A 26,329-nucleotide genomic window follows, 5' to 3' on the forward strand; every position below is an offset into this window, starting at 1 on the left:
TTCCAAAGTCACGCAAGAAATACGGCCGCTTTCCGCGAACCACTATCCACGATAATGTCGATGGGTCATGAAGCAGAACTTCACAGTCAGGCACGGCGCGCTCGATGGTGTCGAGGCATTCCTAAGCGTCGCAAGGCACCGCAATTTTCGCAAGGCGGCAGCCGAGCTCGCCGTCACCCCGTCGGCGATCAGCCAGGCGATACGAACGCTCGAGGCGCGCATCGGCGCTGCGCTCTTCGTCCGCACGACGCGCAGCGTCGGCCTGACGGAAGCCGGCGAGCGCTTTTTCGCGCGTGCCCGGCCGGCCTTCGAGGAACTGATCGCGGCAAGCGAGATCGCGCGCGGGATGGGCCAGCGGCCGGCGGGGCTCCTGCGCCTTTCGGTACCGCCGGCCGTGGTGCCGATGCTGCTGGAGCCGATGGTCGCCTCCTTCTGCCAGGCCTATCCCGAGATCGAGCTGGAGATCGTCGCCAGCGGCGAGCTCGCCGATCTCGCGGCCGAAGGATTCGACGCCGGCATCCGGATGGGCGATCTGATCGCGCCCGACATGGTCGCGGTCCGGCTGACGCCCTCCTTTCCGATGGTGGTGGTCGGCAGTCCCGATTACTTGCGCCGGGGCGCGGCGCCCGAGCGCATCGAGGATCTACGCGACCATGCCTGCCTGCGCCTGCGCCGTTCGAACGGCTCGGTCGCGCCTTGGTCCTTTGTCGACGGCAACAAGACGATAGAGGCGATCGTCTCGGGACCGTTAATCGCGCATGACTACCCCTCGCTTCTCGGTGCGGCGATCCAGGGTGTCGGGCTGGCGCAGGTGCCAGGCCCGATCGCCGAAGCGCCGATCGCCGACGGGCGCCTGCAGGCGCTGCTTAGCCGCTTCGCGGTGACCACGCCGGGCGTCTTTCTCTATTACCCGGAAAGGCACCAGGTGCTGCCCAAGCTGCGCGCCTTCATCAACCATATCCGGCAGCCGGGCGCCGCTGACGTCCCCCGAAGCGATCGGGCAGCGGTGGCAAAGCTGACGCTTCGAAGGCCCGTGAAGGCGGTTGAGCCAGGCAATAAGCCGCTCGACCGAACAGAGCGGCTTCGGCGATGCCGGCCGCATGCGCCGCGTCTTCATGAGGAGCTTCGGCCAACCACCGCAAGCGATCCAGCGTGCGACGGCGAAGGTAACGCTTCTAAACCCTTATCCTTTGTGCCACGCAAGCATTCTGCGGATCTCCTCGCGTTTTTCTTCCGACAGACCCGAGAGTAAGTCCTCGTCCAGGTATCCTTGCCGGATGAGAGTTGCGAAAACGACGGTCAGTTGCGAATAGCGATAGTCGAACGTCCGATCCAAATCGCGACGTTGCTCCTTCAGATAGTCCTCGACCTCCCACATCTCGGAGGGCGTGGTCGCGGCGTTCGCCCGTCTTTTGAATTCGGCCATGATGCTGGCCAGTGCCCTCTCAAGAGCCTTGTCATATGCGGCGCGGGCAACTTTCTTTTCCGAGGGCGACCAACTAAGCTCATTCAAGGTCATAGACATCTTCCACGAAGAATCGGGCGGTGGATATTATCCTAACCGAGTCGCCTTGTGACCTGTTTTCCGCTTCGCCGCCGCACCTTGGCGGAATACCGCACATGGCGGCCATCATTCTGCGGAACGAGCCGCGATTAGTGATCGAATACGTTCTGCATCCGCCTGCGTGGCGGGATTGTAGACGATCATGCCGAGTTCCGGGCGGCCATCGACCGCAAAGACGGAGAACTCCAGCTCGATCAGCCCGATCTCGGGATGCCGCAGGCGCTTCACGCCCTCGCCGTGGGCCGGCACGATGTCGTTGTCGCGCCACAGCGCCTCGAATTCCGGACTGATCCGGCAAAGCTCTTCGACGAGTTGGGTGATTTCCGCGCCTGCGCCCGCCCTCGTGGCATCCGCCCTGAACGATCCGACCACGAAGCGCGCGACACTCTCCCAATCGTCCTGCGCGTCGCGCACGCGCGAGTTGCCGAACATCAGACGAAGGATGTTGCGCTGCTCGCGCGGCAGCTTGGAATAGTCGGTTAGCATCGCCGCGGCTGCACGGTTCCAGGCAACCACGTCCCATGTCGCGGTCTTGATGATCGCCGGGCTGGGGTCCAAAGCGTCAAGGACGCGCTGCAGGCGCGGCGTCACGCTGTCGACGTTTCTGTAGCGGACCTCCGGGGGCCGGCCGAGACCCAGCATGAACAGATGCTCGCGTTCGGGCTCGGTCAGCATCAGCCCGGTCGCGATGCGGTTGAGCACGTCCGCCGAGGGCGCGCCGCCCCGTCCCTGCTCCAGCCAGGTGTACCAGGTCGGGCTGATATTGGCGCGCTGTGCCACTTCTTCGCGGCGCAGCCCTTGGGTGCGCCGCCGCCCCGTGGCAAAACCGAAGGCGGCCGGATCGAGGCGCATGCGGCGGTCCCGTAGAAAGGTGCCCAGCTTGTTGGCCGTCTCGGCTGGCATTGCGATCCTGTTGGCTGTTATACCATGATAAAGTCACTACTTTAACAGAATGATTTATAGCGCAAATAAGGCCTCCGAACAACAAGCGGAGATCTCCCATGCGTGTATTCCTCACCGGCGCTACCGGCTTCATCGGTTCCAGAATCGTGCCTGAGCTTCTCGCCGCGGGCCATCAGGTGCTCGGCCTGACCCGCTCCGAAGCCGGTGCGCGGTCGCTTGCGGCTGCCGGAGCCGAGCCCCATCGCGGCGACATCGAAGACCTCGACAGCCTGCGCGACGGCGCGGCGAAGTCGGATGCGGTGATCCACACCGCCTTCGATCACAATTTCTCGAATTTCGTCGCGAATTGCGAGAAGGACAAGCGCGTGATCGAAGCGCTGGGCGGGGCGCTCGCCGGGTCGGACCGGCTGCTCATCATCACCTCGGGTGTGGGCATGGGTTCTGCCGAACACGGACAGCCGGCGAGAGAAGACATCTTCAACACCGAACACCGCAATCCGCGTATCCTGTCCGAGCTTACCGGTGCGGCGATGGCCGAGAAGGGCGTCAAGGTATCGGTGGTGCGGTTGCCGCAGGTGCATGACACGATGAAGCAAGGCCTGATCACGCCGCTGATCGCGCAGACGCGCGCCAAGGGCGTGTCGGCCTATCTTGGCGAGGGCCGCAACCGGTGGTCGGCGGCGCATGTGCTGGATGTCGCCAAGCTCTACCGTCTGGCGCTGGACAAGCAGGAAGCCGGCGTGCGCTACAACGCCGTCGCCGAGGAAGGCATCGCCATGCGCGAGATCGCGGAAGTGATCGGCGCCGGCCTCGACGTGCCGGTGGTCTCGCTCCCGCAGGAAGAAGCGGCCGATCATTTCGGATGGCTTTCGATCTTCGCCGGTCTCGATATGCCGGCCTCGAGCGAATGGACGCGCGCGCATCTCGGCTGGCAGCCGTCCGGACCCGGCCTGATCGCCGATCTCGAACGGATGGATTATTCGCAGGCGGCCGCGGCCTAGCCCAGTCCTCCGGCGGTTCAGCGACCCGGCTGGACCGCAGTCTGCAGCAGGTGCGCCAGGCTGTCAGACTTTTCGACCTTGTCGGTGAGGTCGAGCCCGGACAGAAGGTCGACCAGATGGCTGTTCATCAGGGCGGCCGCGTCGGCGCTGTCGCCGGCTCCGGAGGAATACCGTCGGGGAACCCTACTTCCCGCAATAGTGGTCGTTGATGTCGTTCACCGCATTCGCGTCCGGTCCGACGCGGTGATACGCGCAGGCGCCCGCCGCCGTGTTGGTCATCTGCTGATCGTAATAGCGCGGCCCGCCAAACAGCGTCTCGATGATATCGTCGCTGGCCGGGACATAACGTTCCTGTTCGGTGACGCGGTGGCGATGTTCGCCGGCGGCAACCGGGCCGGCCATCGCGGCTGCCGCGGCAAGCGTGAGCGCGGCGATTGCAAAATGTTTCGTCATGGCAGCGACCTTCTGGCAATTTGGATCTGCAGCATATCCAAAATCGCCAGCAGAGCAAAAGTTCCCGTTTGCCCGCCGCCGACTTCAAGGCGAGCGAGGCTCGGCCTGTTGTGACATCGGCGTCCGATTTTTGCCTGCCGTATCGCCAATCGAAGAAAGATAACGGCAGTCGCGACGGCGGATTTTCGACAATGGCCGGCGCCGATGCCGGATATCCTGCATTCGTTCGGCCACCGTTCCCGAAGGCCAAGGAATAGCCCGATGACAGCCAGAGTGATCGTCCTCGACGCCAAGCCGCTTGGTACGGAAGACGTCGCCGAGATCGCACGACGCAATGCCCGGCTCGCGCTCGGCGAGGAAGCCATGCGCCGCATCCGCGCCAGCCGGGCACTCATCGAGCATCTCACCCAGCTCGGCAAGCCGCTCTATGGCGTCACCACCGGGCTTGGCGCGTGTGTCGACACGCCGCTCGCCGAGGCCGACCTGATCGCCTTCCAGCACAGCGTGCCGCTCAGCCACTCGATGGGCGCCGGGCCGTCGCTGCCGACCGAGGCTGTGCGGGCGCTGATGGTCGCGCGCATCTGCGGCATGGCCGCGGGCGGCACAGGCACGTCGGAGGGCGTCGTCATGGGCCTGGTCGCGGCGCTCAACGCAGGCGTTCATCCGGTCATTCCGAGCTGGGGATCGGTGGGCGCCGCGGACCTTGCGCCGCTCGGTCATCTGGCCAGGGCGCTGCGCGGCGACGGCGAGAGCGAATATCAGGGCAGGATCATGCCATCGACCGAGGCGCTCAAGCTCGCCGGGCTCGAACCGCTCGCCCTGCGCGAGAAGGACGGCCACGCCATCATCGTCGCCAACAGCCTTTCAACCGGAACGGCCTGTCTCGCCCTCGAGGAGATCGCATGCCTGATCGACTGGTCGCTGGCGGCGGTGGCGCTGAATTACGAGGCATTCCGCTCGTCCCTCAAGGCCATCGACGAGGATGCGCTGGCAGCGCGGCCGGCCTTCGGCCAAGTCGAGATCGGCGCGCGGCTGCGGACGGAGCTTTCGGGCAGTGGGCTGTGGCAGGAGAATGCCGCGCGACGCCTGCAGGATCCGCTCAGCTTCCGTTGCGTTCCGCAGGTGTGGGGCGGCCTGCTCCACGCCTATGAGCAGGCGAAGCTGGCGACGGAGATCGAGCTTGGCCATTCGGGCGACAATCCCGTCATCCTGCCGGAGGCTGAGCGGGTCGTCTCCAACGGCAATTTCGACCTGACCGCTTTCACGCTGACCTGGGAAAATCTCGGCCAGGCGCTGGCGCATTGCGCCGTCGGCACCGCCAACCGCTCGATGAAGCTGATGTCGCCGACGGTGGCGGAGCTGCCCCGGTTCCTGTCGGCCAAAGGCGGCAGCCGCCAGGGATATGCGGAACTGCAGAAGCCGATCGCGGCGCTCGAAGCCGAGATCCGCCACCTTGCCAATCCGATGTCGCTCAGCCCCTTGGCCATCTCGGATGGCGTCGAGGACCAGTCGTCGATGGCGCCACGCGTGGTAGCCAAGACCGCCGCTATCATAGAACGCCTGCGCTATCTGGTGGCGATGGAGTTGATCTTCGCCGCCACCGGCGTCGAGCTGCGCGGCGTGCTGGACAGCATGGGCGAAGGGCCGCGGCGCAGCTATGAGGCCGTGCGGGCGCTGGTCGCCCCGCTCGACGACGACCGCGAAATGAGCGCCGACATGGCGCGGGTGGCGCGCATGGTGGCGGGGCCTCGGCTGTAGAGCGGGCCGACAGGCCCGCTACCAGCGCCGCGTCAGTCGGCGAGATCGTGCCTGGCCTCAGTGGTAGTAGATACCGCCGCGACGTTGAGCGCCTGCCCGGTGACGAAGGCCGAGAGATCCTAGGCGAAGAACAGCCGCATCGCCTGCTATGCTTCCGCCGATGTCGAGCCGATAGATATGGGGCTCGGTCCCGTCGCTGCTTCACGCCTGGCGCTGGAGAAGGCGGGATGGCAGGCCTCTGACCTCGATGTGATGGAGGTCAACGAGGCTTTTGCCGCCCAGGCCATCGCCGTCAATCGCGAGATGGGCTGGAACGAGGACACATCATCAACTTAAGTGGCGGCGCCATCGCGCCAGGACATCCGCTGGCCGGTTCCGGCTGCCGCATCGCGGTGACGCTGCTCTACGAGACGATCCGCCGCGATGCGCGCAAAGGATTGGCTTCGCTCTGCATCGGCGGCGGCCAGGGCGTGGCGATCTGCCTGCAGCGGTGAGCCCGGGGCGATTGTGCAGGCTCGTTCGGTCAATGCGGCGCTTAATCACCAAGACCGCTTGGCCACTCTTTCGCTATTCACGCCATAGCCGACGTGCGATGCCTCAGGATGGGGCAAAACTCTCGCATCTTCGATATGACAATTCCCGGTCGGACTGCTGATGTCCCGTGGATCTTGATCAAGGCCCAGCAGGAATGAACATGTCGCGCTCGGAACAAACTCCGAGCGCGACATCCATTTAATCATCGAAATTGCTTCAACGTTTGACCGTCAATTTTTTTGCCGGCTCAGGCTTTCGAGAATGGCTGCATGAACGGCTACCGCACGGGAATCGCCACCGCTAAGGCCTGTCACGATCTCGCCCAGCACAGCCATATCGAACCGTCGCAACGTGGGCACGACGTCGTCAGGATCAAAGCCACAAGGCGAATTTGCAAAGAGCTTGATTAGAGCGCCGAATATTGATGCGCCGTAGGTAAGAGAACGCCCCTCATAGGCCTCAGCTATGCTAGTCAGTGCAGCAGATACAATCGCCGGCCCATGTCGCCGCAGTGCAGTTGCTATAGAAGATGTGAAAGCAACCTCACCGGCCTTCCACGCAGTCGATGAAGTATTGCGGGCCATTTTCAATCCCGCTTCGGTTACAAGTCGCTGAATCTCGACGGCATCTTCATCTGCCGCCGCCAAGGCTGCATGGAAATCGTCCAGGCGGTTCATGGGCTTGCGGGCACGATTCGCGACAATGAACATCCGAGCTTCATCTTCGGGATTGTCATAGGCGAAAAGACAGCACGGCAATTGTAGCAAATCACCCCTTCGCACTGCTGCAGCCCATCGATGCTGGCCATCTATGATGACCTTCGATCCGTCTGGACGCCTCGAAATGACGAGCGGAGCGCAAAGGCGCCAGTCGAAGTTGGCCGCAATGCTCGCAATCAGGCGTCGAGACCCTGCATTATCGATCGACCGCTGATAGGACTGGTCGACGGTCAGTTCAGTAGTGTGCACCCATTCGATGCTCGGCATTTTTCCAACGGGTGGCCGAAATCCGGTTTTGCGTTCACCTCCGCGGATTCTAGCCTTTCCGGCCTTGCTCCTCGTCCCGAACTGAGCGTCCTTGCCAGGACCTATGGCAGCGATTGGCAGTGCGACTTCTGCCTCGAACCCGTTGATCAGTTGCGAAATTTCATCAGGCGAGCGGGACCAAAGTTGGCCTCGGTGCTCGACGACAACGTCGCCCAAGTGCACGCGTACGGTGCCTACAGGTGTGGCTATAAGGAAGGTACCATTGGATGCAACGCCGCCAGACATTTGATTGCGTACCCAATCCGGAATGGCCGATCTGTCATTCTTCCAATTGCGAACGTCGCGGGATTGGCCGAAAGTTTGCTCGATTACCATGTGGCGTCTCCTAAAAGTCTCGCAAGCTTCATGCCGGCGAGCGAGAAGGAAATGCATTGCGGACGTGCAATCTGGATGACTTAAGATCAACGCCGCCTGAGGTGGCGCTGATCCGACTTTCGCAAGAATTCCAGAGAAAGAGGCGCTGAACACGCTCGCGTAGGGATTCTTCTTGGACGTTATTGGTTTGACGGACGCCAAGGTCCTGTCTCAGTGAAATCGGCGCTCAACGATCCCGGGCAGTTGTCCACCACTATACGCAGGTATCGGCGGAATCCCCGCCGATATGTCATAGTTCGGTGGTTGAGCTGGCTTGGCAGGACGGACTGACACTTGGAGCGATTGCGGCTTCCATCCGGATTGCGGCAGGCGTCGCCGGCTACCTGTCGCGCGTCAGTCCGGCGATAAGGACAGTCCCGCGAGAAGCGGCGCGTAGGCGGCGAGCCTGCGGGATACGAACTCGGTGAAGAGCCGTACGCGCTTCGTCTTGCGTGTCTCCCCCTGCGTGAGAAGCCAGAGCGTTCCGTACATGTGCAGGTCGGTACCCGGCACCCTCGCCAGCAGAGGGTCGGCATCTCCCACGAAGCACGGCAGCGTCGTCATCCCGAGCCCCTGCCGCACCGCGACGACTTGCGCCTCGGCATCCGTGACCCTGAACGGAACCTCGGCGGCGCGAACCTCACCCGAGTGGGCCCAGTCCGGGATTCCATGAATGCTTATGACGATCCATCGGATGGGATCAGGCGCGCCCGCATGCCACGCGGCCAGTCGATCGCGGGACATGTAGATACCGCCGAATACATCCGATCCCTTGAGGCCGTGAAGATTGAGCGGCAGGGTTTTGCGGTCGTAGACGACGCGGATCGCGACGTCGGCCTCGCGGTTGGTCAGATTTGCCAGCTCGCCGGACGACAAGATTTCCATCTCGATGTCCGGATACAGACGCGCGAAATCGGAGAAGTCCGGCATGAGCAGGTGTGTCGCCAGCGGCGGCGCCAGTGTCACCCGCAGTAAGCCGCGCACGCTCTGGTCGCGGCCAAGGACGCGCGTCTCCAGCTGGTGCGACGACATTTCCATCTGGTCGGCAAGCTCAAGGACCTCCTCCCCCGCAGCCGTCAGGCGATAACCCGAAGGCAGTTTCTCGAACATGTGCGCCCCGAGCCGTTCCTCGAGCTGAGCGACGCGTCGCAGCACGGTCGAGTGGTTCACTCCGAGGCGCTCGGCGGCAGCCCGCACCGAGCCTGCGCGCGCGACGGCAAGAAAGTAGCGAACGTCATCCCAGTCGATCATGGTGCAATCCAGCACCGCTGGGGTGCGCCTTCCAAAGCCCGCATCTAACAGCAGAACGGGCGGCCGTCATAGCCTAAGCGGACAAGCGCGGCCCAATTCCAAACGGCGGACAATCGATCGTCGTGGCTGGCGTCAGTCGTCCAACCGGATCGATTTCGCACCACCGATGTGCGCGCTTCCGCACTCAACGCCTGACTGCGGCCGCCCCATCTTGAGGTTCTCGGGGCCTCCCCGAACGACCAAAGATGGAGCCTGGAAGGAAAGTCATGGGAAAGTTAGATGGTAAGGTTGCAGTCATCACAGGTGGATCGAGCGGCATGGCACTGGCGAGCGCCAAGCGGTTCGTTGAAGAAGGCGCCTATGTTTTCATCACGGGCCGGAAACAGGAGGCGCTCGACGAGGCCGCCAGGCTGATCGGCCGGAACGCGACCGGCGTGCGCGGCGACGCGGCCAATCTCGACGACCTCGACCGTCTGTTCGATACGGTCAAGCGGGAAAAGGGCAAGATCGACGTCCTGTACGCGAGCGCCGGCACGGGCGAAGCCGTCCCTCTGGGCGAGATCACCGAGCAGCACTTCGATGCGACCTTCGGCCTGAATGCGCGCGGCACGCTGTTTGCGGTTCAGAAAGCGCTGCCGCTCTTCAACGATGGCGGATCGATCTTCATGACCGGGTCAGTTGCTTCGGTGAAAGGTTTTCCTGGCTACGGCGTGTATGCGGCGAGCAAGGCGGCGTTGCGCTCATTCGCACGCACTTGGCTCAACGAACTGAAGGGCAGGAATATCCGGGTGAACGTGCTGAGCCCGGGGCCGATCGCCACACCGATGCAGGACCAGGTTCTCACCGAGGAGGCGAAGCAGATGTTCGAATCCCTCATCCCGCGGGGAAAGATGGGGCGTCCCGAGGAAATTGCGGCGGTCGCGCTGTTTCTTGCTTCGGACGATTCCAGCTTCGTGAATGGGGTGGAGCTGTCTGTCGACGGCGGCTTCTCGGCCATCTGAAATCGCGCCTGATCGCGGAAATAGCGCGCCCAAGGCGAAACGACTTCCGCGCTGAGCGGTCGGCCCGGTCGTCCACGAGGGGACGTCTCCGCGAAGGTCGGCACACAGCGGGACGGATAACCCAGCGCCGTTGAAGGCCTGGGAATCAACATCAACACAGATCGGAGAAATATTATGAGCTATGCAATCGTAGGATTCGGTAAGGTAGGCCAGGCTCTCGCCCACGCCTTCGCCCGTAAAAACATCGATGTGACCGTCGCGAGCCGCCGGCAGCCCGAGGCGTTGGCGCCACAGGCTCGGGCGATTGGACCCACGGTCGTCGCCAAGTCGCTGCGGGAAGCACTCGAGGCCGACACAATCATCCTGGCGGTACCGTTCGGGGAGCATCGCGAGGTTGCGAAAGCCCTGCCGAGCTGGAAAGGCAAGACGGTCATCGACGCGATGAACGCGTTTCCTGTACCTGAAGAGCTGGACGGCCTCCCGTCCTCCGCCTTCGTCGCGAAGTCGTTCACCGGCGCCAAGTTCGTGAAAGGTTTCAATCACCTGATTGCGGCCACCCTGGCTGCCGATCCGGTCGTCGAGGGCGGCCACCGGGTCGTCTTTCTGTCGAGCGACGACGAGGACGCGACCGCTCCCGTGGCGGCCTTGGCCAAACAACTCGGGTTTGCACCCGTCAAGCTGGGAAAGCTCAACGAAGGTGGCGCGCTGGTGCACGCACGCGGCCGCACTTGGGGCCAGCTCATCTTCCAGGATTTGTTCAAGAAGGAGCAGTAACCGATCTACGACCCCGTCATTCCCGCTCGAGTTCGGCAGACTTCGCGCCAACGGGCCCACCGCCTGCGTCGCCTTCGGAACGATCGCTCATCGTGTCGTCATTGATAAGCTGTGGGCACGCTGATGGGCTGAACGTCAACAGCCATCCGGCTGAGCATCACAAAGTTCCGAATCTCGACCGGACTCGCCAGCAGTTGATCGAGCCGATCAAACAGCGGCTTCAGATGCGGCATCGCCAGATGCCGGTCGAGATCGTTCTTCGAGCGCCAGTTCTCATAGAACATGAACACGCATGGGTCGGCCGGGTCGACGTGAAAGTCATAACTGATGCAGCCGTCCTCGGCGCGCGTCGGCTCGACGAAGGCCGACAGGATCTCCTGCAATTCCTCGCGCGTTTCGGGCTTTGCGATCACAGTGCCGATCACCGTGTAGGGAACTGTCATCATTTCCTTCCCTGGCTCAGCGCAACGGCCAGGATGATGATGGCACCACGCGCAATGAGCTGCTGGCTGAATTCCAGCCCCATGAGGATCAGGCCGTTGTTGATGAGGCCGATCATCAGCGCGCCGACGATCGTGCCAATCACGGTGCCAGACCCGCCGAACAGGCTAGTGCCGCCAAGCACTGCCGCAGCGATGACCGACAACTCGTCGCCCTGACCGAGCTGGAAGCGGCCGGATTGCAGCCGCCCGGCATAGAGCATGCCGGCAAGTGCTGCCGCCATGGCCGATATAATGAGGACGCGGAACTTGATCGACTTTGTGTCGATGCCGGAATAACGCGCCGCGACCTCGCCGCCGCCGGTGGCGAGCACGCGCCGGCCGAAGCTCGTTCGCCTCAGCACGACATGGCCGACGGCGCCCAGCACCAACATCCAGATCAGCAGGACAGGCACCGGCCCGATATTGCCGCCGCCAAAGATCCACGAATAGCCCTTCGAGATGATCGGCACCGCGGCTGTATCGCTCATCCACATCGCGGTGCCGGTGGCGATCCCCATCATGGCCAGCGTGGTGAGGAAGGACGGAATGCCGATGCGCGTCGTCAGCAGACCGTTGAAGATACCGACGACGGCACCGGTGGCGAGGCCCGCAACGATACCGGTAACCGGTCCACCGGCGTCGATCGCCATGGCCGTGGTGACCGAAGCCAGCCCCGCCACCGCCCCGACGGACAGGTCGATCTCTCCCGCCGACAGCACGTAGGTCATGGCGATTGCCATGACCGCGATCATCGCCGTCTGGCGCACGATGTTGAGCAGGTTGTTAGGGTTGAGGAAGCCCTTGTCGAACAGGGTGATCGCGAACGCGATGAAGATTACCAGGAAGCCGATATAAATGATGTTCTGCCGCCAGTTGGCGAGACCTAGCCTTGCAAAGAGCCAAGGGACGGTGTCCCGGTCAGTGGACATGTGTTTCTCGCTTACTCTTGCTCATCGCGTTCTGGATAACGATCTGCAGCTTGCGCTCGGCGGCCTGCAGCTGCGCGACCGGATCGCCCGCAGGCGCCGACGGATCGTCGAGGTCGGCGCGGCTGACGTCGTCCACCAGGCGGCCGGCCGAAACGATGATGATGCGGTCGCAGGCCGACAGCATCTCGGACAGCTCCGACGAGATCAGGACGATCGCCTTGCCAGCTTTCGCCAACTCGCGCACCAGCGTGATGATCTCGGACTTCGAGCCAATGTCGATGCCGGCGGTTGGTTCATCAAGGACGAGGATTTCCGGACCGGTCGAAAGCCATTTGCCGATGACGACTTTCTGCTGATTGCCGCCTGAAAGCGTACGCACCGCGCTGTCGCGCGATGCCGTCTTGATCCGCAGCCGAGCGATCTGTTCATCCGTCAGATCGCGTACTTTTTTTCCCGAGACAAATGTTTTGCGACTCAGACGGTCCAGCACTGCGAGCGTGACGTTGGAGGCGACAGAATGCTCGGCAATCACGCCCTGACGCAGACGGTCCTCGGGTACCAGCGCCACGCCGGCTTCGATGGCTTCGCTCGGTTTCGTGATCATCACCGGTTTGCCGGCGATGCGTATCTCGCCTTCGACGACCGGATCGATTCCGGCAATGACGCGCGCGATTGCTGAACGTCCGGAACCAAGCAGTCCGGCCAGGCCGACCACTTCACCCCTGTTAACGACGAAGCTGACATTCTTCGGCTTTTCCGGGCCTGAAACGTTGTCCAGCTCCAGCAGCGGCTCGCCAAGACTCGACTGGCCGCGCACCACATCCGACAGGCCGCGCGAGCGCTTGCCGACGATATGCTCGATCATCGTTTCGACGGGCAGCTCCGACAATGGTGCGGTAACGACATGGCGGCCGTCACGCAGGATGGTGGCGCGGTCGGCGATGCGGGCGATCTCGTCCATCCGGTGCGAAACATAGATGATGGCAACGCCTTGCGACTTCAGCTTGCGCAGGAAAGCGAACAGGCGTTCGACATCGGAAATCGCCAGCGCCGTCGAGGGTTCGTCCAGCACCAGCACCCTTGCGTTTTGCGAGATCGCCTTGACGATCTCGGTCAATTGCCGCTGTCCCGCGCCCAGATCGCCGACGGTCGCCTTCGGATCGACCTCCACTTCGAGCATTTTGAACAGGTCCGCGGCACGCCTCTCGGCGGTACGGTCGTCGATCAGGCCGAATGCACCCTTGGCTTCGCGGGTGAGAAACACGTTCTGCGCCACCGTCAGCGTCGGGATCAGACTCATTTCCTGGAAGATCATGGCGATGCCGGCCTTGCGCGAGGCTTCGGGCGATATCTCCACCAGCGGCTTGCCGTCGACGAGAACGGTGCCGGCGTCAGGCACATGCACGCCGTTCAGCACTTTGAGGATGGTCGACTTGCCGGCACCATTGCCGCCGAGCAGCGCGTGGATCTCGCCTCTTTCGACCTGCAGGTCGACATCGATCAACGCCTTGACCCCGCCAAAGGATTTGCTGACGCCCTTCATCTCCACCGCATGAACAGGCGTCCCAGCGGTCATGGTCTTACCTTGGTCCACTGACCGCTTTCACCGGATTCGATCAGTGCGTCGGCGACGCGCTCGGTCCTGTAGCCATCCTCGAAATTGGGCGACGGCTGCTTGCCCGAGGCGATGGCCGAGAAGAAATCGAAACACTCGACAATCTTGGTTTCGGAGTAACCGATGCCGAGCGCCGGGATCGGCCAGAGGCCTGAGCCATAGGGGTGCGCCGGACCGGAATAGACAGTCCTGAAGCCGCGCGCATCGGCAGGATCATCGGCAAACATCACCTGCAATTCGTCGCGCCGTTCGTAGTTGAACGCAATCGAGCCCTTGGTGCCGTGGATCTCGAAGGTGATGAAATTGTTGCGGCCATAGGCGTTGCGGGTCGCCTCGAGCGAACCGATGGCGCCGTCGGCGAACTTCAGCAGCGTCACCACCTCGTCGTCGACATCGACTTCGACGCGCTCGGCTCCGGTGTTCTTCTCGGCGGCGCCGAGCCTGTCGAGATTGCCGTGCTGGACAGGCCGCGTCTTGTTGTAGGTGCGCACCAATGCGCTGACCTCGGCGATCTCGCCCACCAGATAACGGGCAAGGTCGACGACGTGGGTGCCGATGTCGCCGATCGAACCCGAGCCAGCTATCTTCTTTTGAAAACGCCAGGACAATGGCGAGTCCGGATCGGCCGACCAGTCCTGCAGATAGGTGCCGCGGAAGTTCAAAATCTTGCCGATGCGGCCTTCCTCTATGTACTGGCGGGCGAGCGCCACTGCCGGTGTGCGCCTGTAGTTGAAGGCCACCATGTGGATGACGCCGGCCTTGTTGACGGCGTCGAGCATGGTCTTTGCTTCGTCGCCGCCGCGCGCCAGCGGCTTTTCGCAGATGATATGCTTGCCGGCCTGCGCTGCCGCAATCGCAATCTCAGCATGGCTATCGTTCGGAGTGACGATATCGATGACGTCGATGTCCGGTCTGGTCACCACCTTGCGCCAGTCCGCGGACGATTCCTCGAAGCCGTAGCGACGGCGGCCTTCGTCGGCCAGCGCATCGGTGATGTCGACCACCACTTTGCGCACCGGGTTGGCAGGCGCGGGCCAGAAAAACATCGGCATGGCCGCATAGGCCATTGCATGGGCCTTGCCCATGAAGCCGCCGCCAATCATCGCCACGTTGAACGTCCTGGTCATGATGATCTCCTGATCGAATGAAGAAAGGCGCGGCCGGCAGGGAGTGCGCCGGCCGCGGGGCGCATTACATGCTGCCCTTGATCTTGTCGGTGGCCTCGGCGTGGTAGACGGCCTTCCAGCCCTCGAGCAGTGTGTCCTTGGTGACTGGAAGCGCCGGCAGGGCGACGAAGGGCGGCGCCTGCTTGCCGATCAGGCCGTAGCCGGCGAGCAGCGCCTCGGTGACACCTTGATCGAACGGCCGCTGAGCCCCCAGACCCTTAACGAAGCCGCCGCTCGCCATATTGATGGCGACGTTCTCACCGAGGTCGCAAGTGGTGATGACGAGGTCGTCACGGCCAGCGGTGCGCGCCGCCGAGATGACGCCCTCGGCCGGCACGTCCCACACGGCCCAGATGCCATTGATAGTCGGGTTGGAGGTGAGGATCGCCGATGCCGCCTTGTCGGCGTCTCCGGAGAAGTCGGGACCGCCGATGCCTTGTTCGGCGACGATCTTGATGTCGGGATAGTTGTCGGCGATCGTCTTCTTGAAGGCGTCATAGCGCTGCTTGGTGACGAAGAAGTCGGCGGCGTGGAAAATAAGGCCGATGTCACCCTTGCCGCCCAATGCCTTGGCCATCAGATGCGCTGCCGCGACACCGTTGCCGTAATTGTCGGCCGAGACGACGGAGACGTAGTCCTTGCCGGCGACAAGGCCGGCCGGGACGTTGTCCATGAACACGAGCTTCACGCCCTTGTCGGCGACGGCCTTGTAGGCGGAGGCTGTCGCGGAGGGGTCAGTCGGAATCGAGACGATGATCTTGGGGTTCTGCGCCATCACCGTTTCGAGGTCCGCGACCTGCTTTTCCGGCTTGAAGCCGGCATCCGTAGTGGCGATCACCTCGATGCCCATCTTGCCGAACTGGTCCTTGAGCCCGGCGATCTGCGCACGCGACCAGTCATTGCCGCCGTAATGCATGACGATCGCCGCCGTGGCCTTCATGGCTTTGATCTTTGCCAGTTCCTCCTCGCTCAATGTCACAGCGGAGGCCGGCGCCGGCGTTTCGCCGTTTGGTCCTTTCGAAAGGACGGTCTTCTGCAACTCGGCAAGGGCTGAATCCGGATCGGCGAAGGCGGGGGCAGCTGTGTAGAGGCTGGTGGCCAGCAGAGCCGCCGTGAAAGCTCCGGCTATTGTCTTGAAATGCGTCATTTCGGTCTCCTCCCTGATGACAGGCGCAATGCCCGTCGGTTCAACTCGGCCCTATGGCCTTTTTCAGATAGTTCATGCTGAGTTCCGCCCCTTGCTTCGGGTCAGGCCAGGCATCGAGCTCGGCGGCGATCCATCCAGAAAATCCGGTATCCTTGAGCGCATCGATGATCGGCGCCATGGCGAGATCGCCGCGGTCGAGCGGCGTGAAGGCGAAGGGATCACGCTGCCATCCCTTGAGATGGACGTAGCTGATACGGTCCCTGAATTCGCGGATCTGCGCGGCCGGATCCCCGCCGGCGGCAGCCAGATGCGCAGTGTCCGGACAAAAATCGATCGCGGTGTGCCTGAAGACCTCACGGACTTCATCGGGCCCCTCGACAATCGTCGACAGGTGCGGGTGATAGTGCGCGCGCAAGCCCGCTTTGGCCGCGATGTCGATGACCTTGTCCAGCGCCGCGCCGAGGCGCTTGAAATCGTCCTGCTGGCGCCCGCTCGCACGCTTGGCGCCACCACCGACCACAAGGTGCTCGGCGCCCAGTTCCGCGGCGGCACCCGCCACACGTTCTACGCGCGCCAGTTCCTCGCCCAGGATATCGTCGAAAATGAAGTTGGCGCCTGAATAGCCGGCAACGAGCACGACACCAGACTGCTTCAACGCTTCGCGCAACTCGCCATAGCGGCCTTCATAGTCCAGAAGATTGCCGTCGAAGAGTTCGGTGCCCGCATATCCGGCCGCGCCAATGTCGTGGATCGCCTGCTCCATATCGCCGAAAGTGCGATAGGTCAGCTGAGTAATCGACGTCACACCGACGGCATTGCCGCCAAGCGCGCCCCAACAATTCGCGTGATAGGCCAGCTTCACCTGCATGTATGTTTCCTCCTGCGCAGCCGGAAGCTCAGGTCGCCTTGCCGCGGCCAGACCCGACCTCAAGTCGGCTCTCCTCCAACTCGAACTTATGCGCGCAGTTTCGCTGCCGTCAATCATTAAAATGCAAAAGCTGGCATACTTTTGTTGAAAAACAGCAGAAGTTATTGCTTGATCCGTAAATGTGTGCGCGCTACCCATGCCGAGCGGGACGACTGGCCAGAAGCTCGAGATGAGGCGCGACAAGGTATGGACGAGGGCGGCACGGCGGCCGGAGACATTGCCAAGCCGCGGCGCGCCGCAGGCCGGCCACGCGCCAGCGAATCCGCACATGGAAGCCTGGCCATGCTTCTCAATCTTGTGCGGACAGGGGCAGCGACGACCCGCCAGGGGCTGGAGAACCAATCCGAACTTGGGCGAGCTGTCGTTGCCGACCGTCTGGCTACATTGCTTCGGCTCGGGCTGATCGAGGAAGGCGAGCTTGGGCCGGCCATTGGCGGTCGGGCACCTCGCCATGTTCGCTTCCGGCCGCGTGTGGGAATGATCCTGGTCGCCGTGCTGGATCATTCGTCGCTTGCAGTTGGCGTATCCGATCTCTCTGGAGGTCTGCTGGCGGAGCATCATGAGGCCGTCGAGCTCGCGGCGGGACCGGAACCGGTGGTCCAGCGGCTGGCAACGCTATTTGCCTGGATGCTGGAGGAGCATGGCAGCGAGGCTGCCATTTGGGGCGTTGGACTGGCGGTGCCCGGAGCTGTCGAGAAATCGGATGGCCAGCGGCTCTTCGCCCCGGCGCTGAACGCGTTCCAGAACTGGGACGGTTTTCCGTTTGTCGAGCAGCTGGCCACCGCGGTCGGCGCGCCCGTGTGGGTGCGGAGCGGCGTTCAGACGATGACCATGGGCGAACTGAAATCCGGCAGTGGCATCGGCCTGACAGATATGATTTTCGTCAAGCTTGGACGCTCGATCGGCGCCGGCGTGATATCGGAAGGCGTGCTGCATAGGGGCGCGCAGGGCGCAGCGGGCATGATAGGCCATACATTCATCGAGGGCGGAACCCTCGAGAGCGTCGCGGGCAGCGAAGTGCTGGGACGCGAGGCGCGTCTGGCCGCCGAAAGCGGACGCAGCGCATATCTTGCCGAAGTGCTGGCGCGTGCAGGCGATGTCACCGTCACCGATGCCGGCCACGGCGCCCAGCTGGGTGATACGTTTTGCATCGATCTTCTGGGGCGCTGCGGCCGCGCCGTTGGCGAGGTCCTGGCGCCCCTTGCCAATCTTCTCAACCCATCGTTGATAGCGCTCGGCGGCAACGTGGCAGAGACCGGGGATATCCTGCTGGCGGCGGTGCGCGAGGCGGTCTATCGCCAGGCGCATCCGGTCGTCACCCGCGACCTGCGCATCGTGCGCTCGCAGATGGGCGGATCGGCCGGGCTGGTCGGCGCCGCGCAGGTTGTAGCGGAATCGCTGTTCGATGCGCGTTTCCTTCAGGGCTGGATCACGCTTGGTTCGCCGCGCGAGCATCCCGAATTCAAAGAATTCCTCGCGCAGGCTTCAGCCGAAAGCAGCAACCGGCCAGTCAGACCCAGACCGCCGGCAGGGATGCCGGCCTAGCATTTGCCAATCGACTCAATGCCGCGACAATCCGGGGAGGTTAGAAAATGGCGATCACGGGCCTTGGGCCGCATGGCGAAAGAGCGGTTCCCGCCGATCAGGTCGGATTGTCGGAGGCCGACGCCGATGCCGCCCGCAGCCGGCGTTTCGCGGTAGCCGTCGTTCTGCACACCACAATGAGCGACTGGGCAAAGGAGGAACTGGCCGGGATGGTCACGACACTTGGCCGCTATGGCGCCGCGGTGGTCGAGGTCATCGATTGCGCCTTCGACGTCGACAGGCAGATTTCCGAATTGCTGCGCCTTGCCGGTGAACCGGTCGACGCGGTGGTTTCGATTCCCATCGGCAGCAGCCGGGCCGCCGATGCGCATCGCGCCATAGCCGGCGCGGGAAAAAAGCTTGTCCTGCTCGACAATGCTCCGACCGGCATGCTTCCCGGAAAGGACTATGTCAGCGTCATTTCCACCGACAATTTCGGTCTCGGGCAAATCAGCGCGGAACTGCTTGCGCCGCATGTGCCTCAAGGCGGCAAGGTCGGTGTTCTGGCCTACGGCGTGGATTTCTTCGCCACCCATGAGCGCGAGATCGCTTTCCGCAAATGGATGGCGGCCCGGCGGCCGGACCTTGCCGTCGTGCGCGGCAAGTTCGCCGATGTGACGCAGGCGCGAACCGCGACCGCGGCCCTGCTGCAGGATAATCCCGATCTTTCCGGGCTGTTTGCCGTATGGGACGTGCCTGCAATGGGCGCCGCCGCGGCGATCCGAGAATCCGGGAAGACGATACCGATAACCACCGTGGACCTTGGCAACGAGGTAGCGACCGACCTTGCCAATGGCGGCCTGATAAAAGGAATTGCCGCCCAGTTGCCTTACGACCAGGGGAGCGCTGCCGGCGTCGCCACCATCCTTGGGCTGCTGGAACGCCGGCCTCCGCCGTGGATCGCGCTTCCCGGGCTGAGCGTGACAGCCGCCAATGTGGTGGAAGCCTATCAGGTCGTGTGGCGTGCTCCGGCCCCCGCCGGCCTGCTCAGAGCTCGCAGGCTTCGAAGCGATTGAACCGGGCAGGCGCAACGACCTGCCTTTGCTTCATTCCGAGAGTCCCGTCGTTACCCGGTCTGTGGAAGCTACTTGCCCGACTGCGAAGCGTTGCCCTGACCCAAACAGGATGATGAGCCAAAGGCCAGTAACCGCAACGGCCAGTCGCGGCAAGGTGCCTGTCAGGTGCATGCACAGCGTGGGAGACCGCCCATTCATCCGCAGATGGCCGTCTGCACCCAGCCTTAGGCCAGAATGGCGCTGCTGCCGTTGCTTTGCAGTCAGGCATATCGCCGCTATGTCTCGGCAAGCTCCTCGGCGGCTTCTTGGACGCCGTGCGCAGCCGCTCGCTCCAGCCAAATGCGGGCGGCGGCGGAGTCATGCTCGCCGGCAATGCCCGTGGAGAGATAGCGGCCAAGCATGAGTTGGGCATGCCCATGGCCTCTTTCAGCGGCGGCTTCGAACCATTTCTGCGCAGCTTTGTGGTCGAGTGACAGGCCTTGCCCGGCCTCGTAAAGTGCCCCGATCGCGAACATCGCCCCAGCATGGCCTGTAGCCGCGGCTTGCTTGAAAAGGTGTGCGGCGGTCACGAAAGAGCGTTCCCCGCCACGGCCACTGTAAAGCATTTCGGCGAGAGCCACCTGCGCGTCCACTATGCCTGCCTTGGCAGCCCGCTCAAACCAGATGCGGGCCTGCCTCTGGTCAGCGATCATGCCTCGTCCATCCTGAAGCATGCGGGCATACATGTATTGCGCCTCGGCCACGCCTTCCGCTGCGCGCGCCATCCAATGCGCAGCCCGCTCCTGGTCCTTACCCACACCAATACCTTCTGCGAAACAGAGACCAAGATTGAACGCCGCAACCAGATCACCCGATGACGCGGTTGCCCCAAACCATCCAGCGACGCTGATACCATCATCCGGTTCGCCTGCTCCTTCAAGAACAAGGTTCGCGAGATCAACCTGGGATTCACGATTGCCTCTGGCTGCGGCGGCACGCAGCAATCGCGTTCCTTCTTCGGCGTCCTGAGCTACGCCATTGCCCGAGAGATAGAGCGAAGCCAAGGCGCGGGCAGCCGGCTGGTGGCCCCCATCTGCCGCCCGCCGATACCACGTCGCGGCCTCTGCATAGTCTCGCAGACCTCCCCCCGAGTACAGTTCGCCAACGCGATAGGCGGCGTCGACATTTCCCGCCAGCGCGGCGCGACGCATCCAGGCCTCGCCGGCGACGGCGTCCCGATCCGCCAAGCCACCCTCGATCAGCGCAAGCCCCAGCCGAAACTGGGCAGATGCGAGTCCCCGTTCAGCGGCCTCCTGATAGAGCTTCTGAGCTGCCTCGAGATCGACGGGCACGCCCATTCCGTGCTCGGTGAGGATGGCAAGCAGGTAGATGGCCGTCGGCAGGCCGGCATCCGCCGCGCGCCGAACCTCTGCGGCAATCCTGCTTCTTTGGTCCGGTTGCCTCAGCCGGACCAAGGAAAGGGCAAGGCCGAGGCATCCTTCCGGGCAGCCGGCCGCCGCGGACTTCTCGTACCAGCCATGCGCGGCATCGAGATCGCGCATCGCGTCCGGGCCTTTGCTTAGGATGTAGCCTAGCAGGGCCTGCCCTGTTGCGGAGCCGGACTCGGCTGCTTTTCGCGCGAGGTCGCGCGCTGCCGCGAAGTCTGGCTCTCGCAAGGAATTTCGATCGAACAAACCTTCCGAACCGGCGTCAGCTTCCTGTCCCGCAACCCCCGCTACGCACAACGCGGCAAGCAGCGCCTGCGCGTCTGGACTGCCGCGATCGGCTGCTCGCCGCAGCCAACGTGCCCCTTCCGAGTGGCTGGGTGGCACGCCATTGCCTTCCAAATAGCAGCGGCCGACCCGGTATTGCGCTTCCACGATGCCCGCGCGTGCCGCTATACCCATCAGCGCAAAGGATTCCGCAGGCTTCCCGCTGTCGGAAAGTTGCAGCGCCCGGCGAAAAGCCAGGGCGGGATGGATGCGTCCAGTCAGGCGGTCGAGCATAGCCATCCTATGGCTCCCGCATCGCTTCCTGTCCGATCGGCAACATGGCGCCAAGCATGTATTTGAGCACTGTGCGGCGACCGACCTTGACGTCAGCGGTGACGGGCATGCCGGAGCTGATCGCGAAACCGGCGGGCAACCCATGGAGTGCGACGTCGTCGATGGATATCTGGGTGCGATAGAACTGGTCGGCATCCGAAGGAAGCATGGCCAGTGAACTGTTTGGATCGCGCGCCTGTTCTCTGGCCGAGAACGAATCCGGGCTGACCGCTCGAACCGTGCCATGCGCCAGGCCATACTGTGAATAGGCGAAGGTGTCGAACTTGATAGCCACGGGATCGCCTACATGAACGAAGCCACTGCTACGGCCGATGATATTGGTCTCAACCTCGAGCACTGCATCGGCCGGAACTAGCGTGATGAAGCGTTCGCCAGACTGCAAGACGGAGCCGACGGAGACCTTGGCTACTGATTGAACCGTCGCGTCGGCCTCGCTCCTTAGTTCCACCAGTTGCTTGCGAAGCTTCGCCTTGTTTAGAAGCTCGCGAGCATCCGACATGCGTGAATTGGCTTCCGAAAGGCTCTGCGAGACCTCGGCGCGCCAGCTCTGAATGTAACCGTCTCGGTCGGCCGCGGCAGCGGCCTGCTGGCGCTTGGCGGCTTCTGTCGTCTGCTCGGCGTTGCTCAGCGAACGCGACATTTCCGCCGAATTGTCCTCAGCTAGAAGCGTGTTGAGACGGCTTCCAACCTGCCTTTCTTCGAGTTGCTGACGCATCTTTTCGATCGACGCCGCAACTGCGAGCCGCTGCCGATACCCCTCGGCGTCGGACTGCGAGCGCGAGATGACGGAACTCAGTTCGTCACGCTGCCGGTCGAAGCTTTCAAGCTTTGCGTCGTAGACCGCCTTGCGACGTTCGTAGATCGAGGCCTGCAGCGTCCAGCTTGGATCCAGTCCATCGTAGTTGAAGGGCTTGTCATCGACCTCCGCCTTCAGGCGCGCTACTTCGGCTTCAAGCGTCGTGACCTGGGTCGCCAGCGCCGTGAGGTCGGCCGAGGCGAAGGTGGCATCGAGCCTGGCCAGCAGTTGGCCGGCCTTCACACGCTGTCCTTCGCGCACCTCGATCGACCGAACAATCGCCGTCTCCAGTGGCTGGACGATGATGTTGGGCGATTGCGAGACCACGAGCCCCCTCGTCGTGACGACCTGATCGACCGGTATCAGCGCGGCAAGCGCGATGAGCGCAACAACCATGCTGGTGATGATCCACACGACGCTGCGTGCCACCCACGGAATTGGCGCATTGGCGACCGCCGTCGACGGCCACTGGAATTCGAGAATGGCAGGAACCGTCGGATCGCTGGCCTCTCGCCGGCGCCGGGGAACTGGAAGGGTGGAATGGGTGGTGCTGCTCATGGCCGGTCTCACACAGGGCGAGGTGGCACGGCCGCCAGACGGCTATGGCGGCCGTCAAGATGCCGGTTCTGCTGGAGCCAGAGCTGGCGGTAGACACCGCACCGCTCCAGGAGCACCGAGTGAGGAGCGACATCGAGAACCTTACCCTGGTCCATGACCAGGATCTGGTCGCATTCGGTGAGCGAGGCGAGCCGGTGCGAAACGATGATCATGGTACGCCCGCTGGCGATACGAATGAGATTGGCGCTGACCACCGCTTCGCTCTCCGGGTCGAGCGCGCTCGTCGCTTCGTCGAGTATGAGGATGGTCGGGTCGTGAATGAGCGCGCGGGCGATTGCCAGCCGCTGCTTCTGACCGCCGGAGAGATTGGGCGAACCTTCCTCGATATAGGTGTCGTAGCCGTTTGGCATGCGTTCGATGAACTCGGCAGCACCTGCCAAGTGGGCGGCACGCATGGCGTCGGAAAGCGTCAAGCCAGGACGTCCCGCGATGATGTTGTCCCTGATCGAGCCGCGGAACAAGAAATTGTCTTGAAGGACGACACCCAGGCCCTGGCGAAGATGACGAAGGTTGATTTCCTTGAGATCGACTCCATCCAGCTTGAGGAACCCGCTATAGTCGCGATTGATGCCCTGCAACAGGCGCGCGATCGTCGATTTTCCTGATCCGCTGCGTCCGACGACCCCGAACATCGTGCCGGCCGGGACATCGAAGCTGACCCTGTCGAGTGCCGGTGTCTTGGTGCCGATGTAGCTGAAGGTCAGATCGCTGAACTTGATCTCGCCGACGAGCTTCGGCCGTAAGCCGGCGGAATTGGAGCTGCTTTCCAACGGGCGATTGAGAACCCCAGCTGCCTCGCCAATCGCCGCGCCGACCTCCTCATAATCCTCGACCAGCCGCGCCAGACCGACCAGCGGCTGCGCGACGCGCTGCGCGATCATCATGAAGGCAAACAGGCTGCCGACCATATAGCCCGACCGGTCGTTCATCGCGAGATATGCGCCGATCAGCATGGTGCCGAGGACCATCGCGCGCTCGATCGGCGTGACGAGAGTTTGCGGCCAGTTGGCCAGTTGCCCGAAGGCAAGACGCGCCTTGCCCGCGTCGGCCACCCGTTCGTCCCACAGCGCCTTGCGTTGCGGCTCCAGCCCGAGCGCCTTGACGGTCTTGATGCCGACGACAGTCTCGCCGAGCGCGGCCGCCTTCCAGGTCTCGGCGTCGACCACGTTCTGATAGCGTCGGCGCAGCGGCGCAAGGAAGGCGAAGATAATCGCCATGATCACGACCGCGCAGGCGAGCACCATCCAGGCGAGCGTGGCGTTGATGTAGAACATGACCGGGATCAGGACGCAGAGCGTGATCAGATCCAGGAATGTGCTGAGCAGCTTTCCGGTCAGGAACTCGCGGATGCGATAGACTTGAGCGAGATGGTACATAGTCTCGCCAGCCGGATGCCGCTCGAAATAGTCGAGCGGCAGGCGCAACAACCTGCTGAAGACATGCAGATTGAGCTTGGTGTCCAGGCGCGCACCGACGACATTAATGATCAGTCGTCGAGCGTGACCGAGCAGCGTCTCGTAAAGGAAGACGACGGCGATGACCGCTGAGAGAAGCACCAGAGTGGGGATACTGCTGAACTGCAGCACCTTGTTGACGACCGTCATGACGATGAGGGGCGGCAGAATCGCTAGAATGCTCAGCGTGAACGAAGCGATGCCAATGTCCCGCAGCGGCCGGCTCTCGAGCCGCACCAAATCGATAAGCCAGCCGAAGGTGAAGGGCGCATCCGCCGCGATATAAGACCTCGCTGCCCGCAAAAGGACGGCCTCGCCCGACCATACCTGCAGCAGGCGGAGCTCATCGATGGCAACAGCTTCCGCGTCATCCGGCGCATCGACGCTCTTGAGGAAAACGACATTGCGTTCGGCGCTAGCCCCGGTAAGGAGGCCGGCGCCGCCATCGGTGAAAAGCAAGACGATCGGCCCTGCGTGTTCGAAGCGCAACAGATGCGACCAGCGGATACGCAGCGCGCGCGACCACATGCCGGCGTTCTGTGCCCACTGGGAGAGATCGGAAGCACTTGGAACCGGACCGGCGATTGCCGCCCTGAATTCGTTCGGATCGAGGTCGACTCCGTGATAGCGGGCGACCTGCAGCATCGCCTTGATGCGCGGCCCTGTCCGATCGAACGCCGCGGGACCGCCAGGAACCCATTCCGCTGCGCCCTCGCTCCGACCTTTGCCGGTCATGTCCACTTCGACATCGTCACGGATCGGGACAGGCAGGACTTCGGAGTTTCGAGGCACGCTCACCATAAGCTCCCCTTGCGGTCTAAAAGCGAGGGTTCGGGGGTGTTCCCCGCACACCGCCCCAATCCGGAAAGTCGGCAACATCCATCATAGACCGAACCGCCCCGCAGTGCGAGCTCGTTGCCGGCGTCCAAGACGTGGCTACGCGGACCCCGCGTTTCCGCAAGGCCCGCGCGCATTGTTTTGACCAATACTCAGTCATGCGGCTTCAGAATATCCTTCAGAGCCTTCTTCAGTGTGTCGTCGGTCTGGCCATAGCCGGCACTCTGCTTGCCCTTGTCCTGGGTCAGGTCGGACGTCGCGCCGGACGGCTTGTTCTGGTTCTGGCCGAAACCCTTGACCGTGTTGAGAACGTTCAAGAGATCGGTCGTCACCGAGTTGATCGCCTGGCTGACGAGTTGCTTGAACGAACCGCCGCCGCCACTGCCGTCCGAGCCGGACTGCAGGAACTGCTTGACGTCCGTCAGCCCCAGCGTGCTGGCCGTAACGGTCGCATGTGGGCCTCCGTTGCCATTGCCCTGGCCACCGGCAGAGTTGCCCTGCCCTTGGTGCGAACTGTTGTCGCCATTGTTGTGGTCACCGGAATTGCCTGGCGCGTCCTGTTGGCCGTTGCCATGCCCGTTGTTACCCTGCGGACCACCCTGGTCACCAGTCCCACCGTCCGATCCTGTCGCTCCGGTCGGGCCGGTTGACCCGGTCCCACCGGTCGACCCAGTTGAACCGGTAGCACCTGTCGAGCCGGTGGATCCCGTGGCCCCAGTTGCTCCTGCGGCTCCAGTTGCTCCCGTGGCTCCACTCGCACCCGTGGCTCCGGTTGCGCCCGTTGCTCCAGTCGCTCCCGTGGCACCAGTTGCTCCGGTCGAGCCCGTGGCTCCGGTTGCTCCGGTCGAGCCCGTGGCACCGGTTGCTCCAGTCGAGCCGGTAGCTCCAGTTGCTCCGGTCGAGCCCGTGGCACCGGTTGCTCCAGTCGAGCCGGTAGCTCCAGTTGCTCCGGTCGAGCCCGTGGCACCGGTTGCTCCAGTCGAGCCGGTAGCTCCAGTTGCTCCGGTCGAACCGGTGGCACCGGTTGCTCCGGTCGAGCCGGTAGCTCCAGTTGCTCCAGTCGAGCCCGTGGC

General features: G+C 63.2%; 22 protein-coding genes and 2 pseudogenes. 8 read left to right on the forward strand and 16 right to left on the reverse strand.

Features of this window, described 5'->3' with window-relative positions; all coding sequences use genetic code 11:
- Nucleotides 1–67: 67 nt before the first annotated feature.
- Nucleotides 68–964, forward strand: a pseudogene (locus tag FJW07_RS27800) (LysR family transcriptional regulator); the annotation flags it as partial.
- A gap of 219 nt (nucleotides 965–1,183) precedes the next feature.
- Here the strand turns inward: FJW07_RS27800 and FJW07_RS27805 are convergent.
- Complete coding sequence (locus FJW07_RS27805; RefSeq protein WP_181167161.1) at nucleotides 1,184–1,519, reverse strand: hypothetical protein; 336 nt, start codon at nucleotides 1,517–1,519, stop codon at nucleotides 1,184–1,186.
- Between the two features lie 111 nt (nucleotides 1,520–1,630).
- Nucleotides 1,631–2,467: a helix-turn-helix transcriptional regulator gene (locus tag FJW07_RS27810; RefSeq protein WP_140657364.1), complete on the reverse strand. Its 837-nt coding sequence runs from the start codon at nucleotides 2,465–2,467 to the stop codon at nucleotides 1,631–1,633.
- A gap of 98 nt (nucleotides 2,468–2,565) precedes the next feature.
- On the opposite strand from FJW07_RS27810, the gene FJW07_RS27815 reads away from it, so the two are divergent.
- Complete coding sequence (locus FJW07_RS27815) at nucleotides 2,566–3,468, forward strand: SDR family oxidoreductase (protein WP_140704999.1); 903 nt, start codon at nucleotides 2,566–2,568, stop codon at nucleotides 3,466–3,468.
- A gap of 183 nt (nucleotides 3,469–3,651) precedes the next feature.
- Here the strand turns inward: FJW07_RS27815 and FJW07_RS27820 are convergent, their stop codons facing one another.
- The gene (locus FJW07_RS27820; RefSeq protein ID WP_226891947.1) at nucleotides 3,652–3,921 is read right to left on the reverse strand and encodes a hypothetical protein; all 270 of its coding nucleotides are present in this window, start codon (nucleotides 3,919–3,921) and stop codon (nucleotides 3,652–3,654) included.
- A 261-nt stretch (nucleotides 3,922–4,182) separates the two neighbouring features.
- Here FJW07_RS27820 and hutH point away from each other — a divergent pair, with 261 nt between their 5' ends.
- Nucleotides 4,183–5,679, forward strand: a complete 1,497-nt coding sequence (hutH, locus tag FJW07_RS27825) for a histidine ammonia-lyase (protein WP_140704997.1) — start codon at nucleotides 4,183–4,185, stop codon at nucleotides 5,677–5,679.
- A gap of 132 nt (nucleotides 5,680–5,811) precedes the next feature.
- Nucleotides 5,812–6,173: pseudogene (locus FJW07_RS27830) on the forward strand (acetyl-CoA C-acetyltransferase); the annotation flags it as partial.
- A 270-nt stretch (nucleotides 6,174–6,443) separates the two neighbouring features.
- Here FJW07_RS27830 and FJW07_RS27835 read toward each other — a convergent pair.
- Together FJW07_RS27835 and FJW07_RS27840 are read right to left on the reverse strand one after the other, a co-directional pair.
- On the reverse strand, nucleotides 6,444–7,574 hold the full coding sequence (locus FJW07_RS27835) for a DUF6551 family protein (protein ID WP_181182738.1): 1,131 nt from the start codon (nucleotides 7,572–7,574) through the stop codon (nucleotides 6,444–6,446).
- Nucleotides 7,575–7,967: 393 nt separating this feature from the next.
- A complete protein-coding gene (locus FJW07_RS27840; RefSeq protein ID WP_140785454.1) occupies nucleotides 7,968–8,864 on the reverse strand; it encodes a LysR family transcriptional regulator in 897 nt (298 codons plus the stop codon).
- 266 nt (nucleotides 8,865–9,130) lie between these two features.
- On the opposite strand from FJW07_RS27840, the gene FJW07_RS27845 reads away from it, so the two are divergent.
- Together FJW07_RS27845 and FJW07_RS27850 are read left to right on the forward strand one after the other, a co-directional pair.
- Nucleotides 9,131–9,865 (forward strand): SDR family oxidoreductase, encoded by a 735-nt coding sequence (locus FJW07_RS27845; RefSeq protein ID WP_140785455.1) that lies wholly within the window; start codon nucleotides 9,131–9,133, stop codon nucleotides 9,863–9,865.
- A gap of 171 nt (nucleotides 9,866–10,036) precedes the next feature.
- The gene (locus FJW07_RS27850; protein WP_264296199.1) at nucleotides 10,037–10,639 is read left to right on the forward strand and encodes an NADPH-dependent F420 reductase; all 603 of its coding nucleotides are present in this window, start codon (nucleotides 10,037–10,039) and stop codon (nucleotides 10,637–10,639) included.
- Between the two features lie 98 nt (nucleotides 10,640–10,737).
- On the opposite strand, the gene FJW07_RS27855 is transcribed toward FJW07_RS27850, so the two are convergent.
- The 6 genes from FJW07_RS27855 to FJW07_RS27880 all read right to left on the reverse strand — a co-directional run bounded on the left by FJW07_RS27855 (nucleotide 10,738) and on the right by FJW07_RS27880 (nucleotide 16,846).
- Nucleotides 10,738–11,082: a putative quinol monooxygenase gene (locus tag FJW07_RS27855; RefSeq protein ID WP_140704991.1), complete on the reverse strand. Its 345-nt coding sequence runs from the start codon at nucleotides 11,080–11,082 to the stop codon at nucleotides 10,738–10,740.
- Nucleotides 11,082–12,050: an ABC transporter permease gene (locus FJW07_RS27860; RefSeq protein WP_140859487.1), complete on the reverse strand. Its 969-nt coding sequence runs from the start codon at nucleotides 12,048–12,050 to the stop codon at nucleotides 11,082–11,084. Before FJW07_RS27860 ends, FJW07_RS27855 begins: the two co-directional genes overlap by 1 nt.
- Nucleotides 12,040–13,626: a sugar ABC transporter ATP-binding protein gene (locus FJW07_RS27865; protein WP_140859488.1), complete on the reverse strand. Its 1,587-nt coding sequence runs from the start codon at nucleotides 13,624–13,626 to the stop codon at nucleotides 12,040–12,042. The genes FJW07_RS27860 and FJW07_RS27865 overlap by 11 nt, the downstream gene beginning before the upstream one ends.
- On the reverse strand, nucleotides 13,623–14,792 hold the full coding sequence (locus FJW07_RS27870) for a Gfo/Idh/MocA family oxidoreductase (RefSeq protein WP_140785459.1): 1,170 nt from the start codon (nucleotides 14,790–14,792) through the stop codon (nucleotides 13,623–13,625). The genes FJW07_RS27865 and FJW07_RS27870 overlap by 4 nt, the downstream gene beginning before the upstream one ends.
- Before the next feature lie 64 nt (nucleotides 14,793–14,856).
- The gene (locus FJW07_RS27875; RefSeq protein ID WP_140785460.1) at nucleotides 14,857–15,978 is read right to left on the reverse strand and encodes a substrate-binding domain-containing protein; all 1,122 of its coding nucleotides are present in this window, start codon (nucleotides 15,976–15,978) and stop codon (nucleotides 14,857–14,859) included.
- 40 nt (nucleotides 15,979–16,018) lie between these two features.
- Nucleotides 16,019–16,846 carry a sugar phosphate isomerase/epimerase gene (locus FJW07_RS27880; RefSeq protein ID WP_140859489.1) on the reverse strand — a complete coding sequence of 276 codons (828 nt, stop codon included), beginning with the start codon at nucleotides 16,844–16,846 and terminating at the stop codon, nucleotides 16,019–16,021.
- 246 nt (nucleotides 16,847–17,092) lie between these two features.
- Here FJW07_RS27880 and FJW07_RS27885 point away from each other — a divergent pair, with 246 nt between their 5' ends.
- Together FJW07_RS27885 and FJW07_RS27890 are read left to right on the forward strand one after the other, a co-directional pair.
- The gene (locus tag FJW07_RS27885; RefSeq protein WP_246680884.1) at nucleotides 17,093–18,451 is read left to right on the forward strand and encodes an ROK family protein; all 1,359 of its coding nucleotides are present in this window, start codon (nucleotides 17,093–17,095) and stop codon (nucleotides 18,449–18,451) included.
- Nucleotides 18,452–18,498: 47 nt separating this feature from the next.
- A complete protein-coding gene (locus tag FJW07_RS27890; RefSeq protein WP_140704981.1) occupies nucleotides 18,499–19,506 on the forward strand; it encodes a substrate-binding domain-containing protein in 1,008 nt (335 codons plus the stop codon).
- 275 nt (nucleotides 19,507–19,781) lie between these two features.
- Here the strand turns inward: FJW07_RS27890 and FJW07_RS27895 are convergent, their stop codons facing one another.
- The 5 genes from FJW07_RS27895 to FJW07_RS32160 all read right to left on the reverse strand — a co-directional run.
- Nucleotides 19,782–21,497 carry a tetratricopeptide repeat protein gene (locus tag FJW07_RS27895; RefSeq protein ID WP_140859490.1) on the reverse strand — a complete coding sequence of 572 codons (1,716 nt, stop codon included), beginning with the start codon at nucleotides 21,495–21,497 and terminating at the stop codon, nucleotides 19,782–19,784.
- A 1-nt stretch (nucleotide 21,498) separates the two neighbouring features.
- Nucleotides 21,499–22,905 carry an HlyD family type I secretion periplasmic adaptor subunit gene (locus FJW07_RS27900; protein WP_140859491.1) on the reverse strand — a complete coding sequence of 469 codons (1,407 nt, stop codon included), beginning with the start codon at nucleotides 22,903–22,905 and terminating at the stop codon, nucleotides 21,499–21,501.
- An 8-nt stretch (nucleotides 22,906–22,913) separates the two neighbouring features.
- Nucleotides 22,914–25,220, reverse strand: a complete 2,307-nt coding sequence (locus FJW07_RS27905) for a peptidase domain-containing ABC transporter (RefSeq protein ID WP_140704975.1) — start codon at nucleotides 25,218–25,220, stop codon at nucleotides 22,914–22,916.
- Between the two features lie 188 nt (nucleotides 25,221–25,408).
- The gene (locus tag FJW07_RS32155) at nucleotides 25,409–25,588 is read right to left on the reverse strand and encodes a hypothetical protein (RefSeq protein WP_246677341.1); all 180 of its coding nucleotides are present in this window, start codon (nucleotides 25,586–25,588) and stop codon (nucleotides 25,409–25,411) included.
- Nucleotides 25,589–25,859: 271 nt separating this feature from the next.
- Nucleotides 25,860–26,329, reverse strand: a 470-nt coding sequence (locus FJW07_RS32160) for a hypothetical protein (protein ID WP_246680885.1), incomplete at its 5' end; no start/stop codon positions are given.

The organism is Mesorhizobium sp. B3-1-9, assembly GCF_006439595.1.
Taxonomy (GTDB): domain Bacteria; phylum Pseudomonadota; class Alphaproteobacteria; order Rhizobiales; family Rhizobiaceae; genus Mesorhizobium.

Excerpts from the sequence above, each read along its gene's own strand:
- FJW07_RS27805 (WP_181167161.1), bottom strand. The coding sequence starts at position 1,519 with ATGACCTTGAATGAGCTTAGTTGGTCGCCCTCGGAAAAGAAAGTTGCC.
- FJW07_RS27810 (WP_140657364.1), bottom strand. The coding sequence starts at position 2,467 with ATGCCAGCCGAGACGGCCAACAAGCTGGGCACCTTTCTACGGGACCGC.
- FJW07_RS27815 (WP_140704999.1), top strand. The coding sequence starts at position 2,566 with ATGCGTGTATTCCTCACCGGCGCTACCGGCTTCATCGGTTCCAGAATC.
- FJW07_RS27820 (WP_226891947.1), bottom strand. The coding sequence starts at position 3,921 with ATGACGAAACATTTTGCAATCGCCGCGCTCACGCTTGCCGCGGCAGCC.
- hutH (WP_140704997.1), top strand. The coding sequence starts at position 4,183 with ATGACAGCCAGAGTGATCGTCCTCGACGCCAAGCCGCTTGGTACGGAA.
- FJW07_RS27835 (WP_181182738.1), bottom strand. The coding sequence starts at position 7,574 with ATGGTAATCGAGCAAACTTTCGGCCAATCCCGCGACGTTCGCAATTGG.
- FJW07_RS27840 (WP_140785454.1), bottom strand. The coding sequence starts at position 8,864 with ATGATCGACTGGGATGACGTTCGCTACTTTCTTGCCGTCGCGCGCGCA.
- FJW07_RS27845 (WP_140785455.1), top strand. The coding sequence starts at position 9,131 with ATGGGAAAGTTAGATGGTAAGGTTGCAGTCATCACAGGTGGATCGAGC.
- FJW07_RS27855 (WP_140704991.1), bottom strand. The coding sequence starts at position 11,082 with ATGACAGTTCCCTACACGGTGATCGGCACTGTGATCGCAAAGCCCGAA.
- FJW07_RS27860 (WP_140859487.1), bottom strand. The coding sequence starts at position 12,050 with ATGTCCACTGACCGGGACACCGTCCCTTGGCTCTTTGCAAGGCTAGGT.
- FJW07_RS27865 (WP_140859488.1), bottom strand. The coding sequence starts at position 13,626 with ATGACCGCTGGGACGCCTGTTCATGCGGTGGAGATGAAGGGCGTCAGC.
- FJW07_RS27870 (WP_140785459.1), bottom strand. The coding sequence starts at position 14,792 with ATGACCAGGACGTTCAACGTGGCGATGATTGGCGGCGGCTTCATGGGC.
- FJW07_RS27875 (WP_140785460.1), bottom strand. The coding sequence starts at position 15,978 with ATGACGCATTTCAAGACAATAGCCGGAGCTTTCACGGCGGCTCTGCTG.
- FJW07_RS27880 (WP_140859489.1), bottom strand. The coding sequence starts at position 16,846 with ATGCAGGTGAAGCTGGCCTATCACGCGAATTGTTGGGGCGCGCTTGGC.
- FJW07_RS27885 (WP_246680884.1), top strand. The coding sequence starts at position 17,093 with ATGGACGAGGGCGGCACGGCGGCCGGAGACATTGCCAAGCCGCGGCGC.
- FJW07_RS27890 (WP_140704981.1), top strand. The coding sequence starts at position 18,499 with ATGGCGATCACGGGCCTTGGGCCGCATGGCGAAAGAGCGGTTCCCGCC.
- FJW07_RS27895 (WP_140859490.1), bottom strand. The coding sequence starts at position 21,497 with ATGGCTATGCTCGACCGCCTGACTGGACGCATCCATCCCGCCCTGGCT.
- FJW07_RS27900 (WP_140859491.1), bottom strand. The coding sequence starts at position 22,905 with ATGAGCAGCACCACCCATTCCACCCTTCCAGTTCCCCGGCGCCGGCGA.
- FJW07_RS27905 (WP_140704975.1), bottom strand. The coding sequence starts at position 25,220 with ATGGTGAGCGTGCCTCGAAACTCCGAAGTCCTGCCTGTCCCGATCCGT.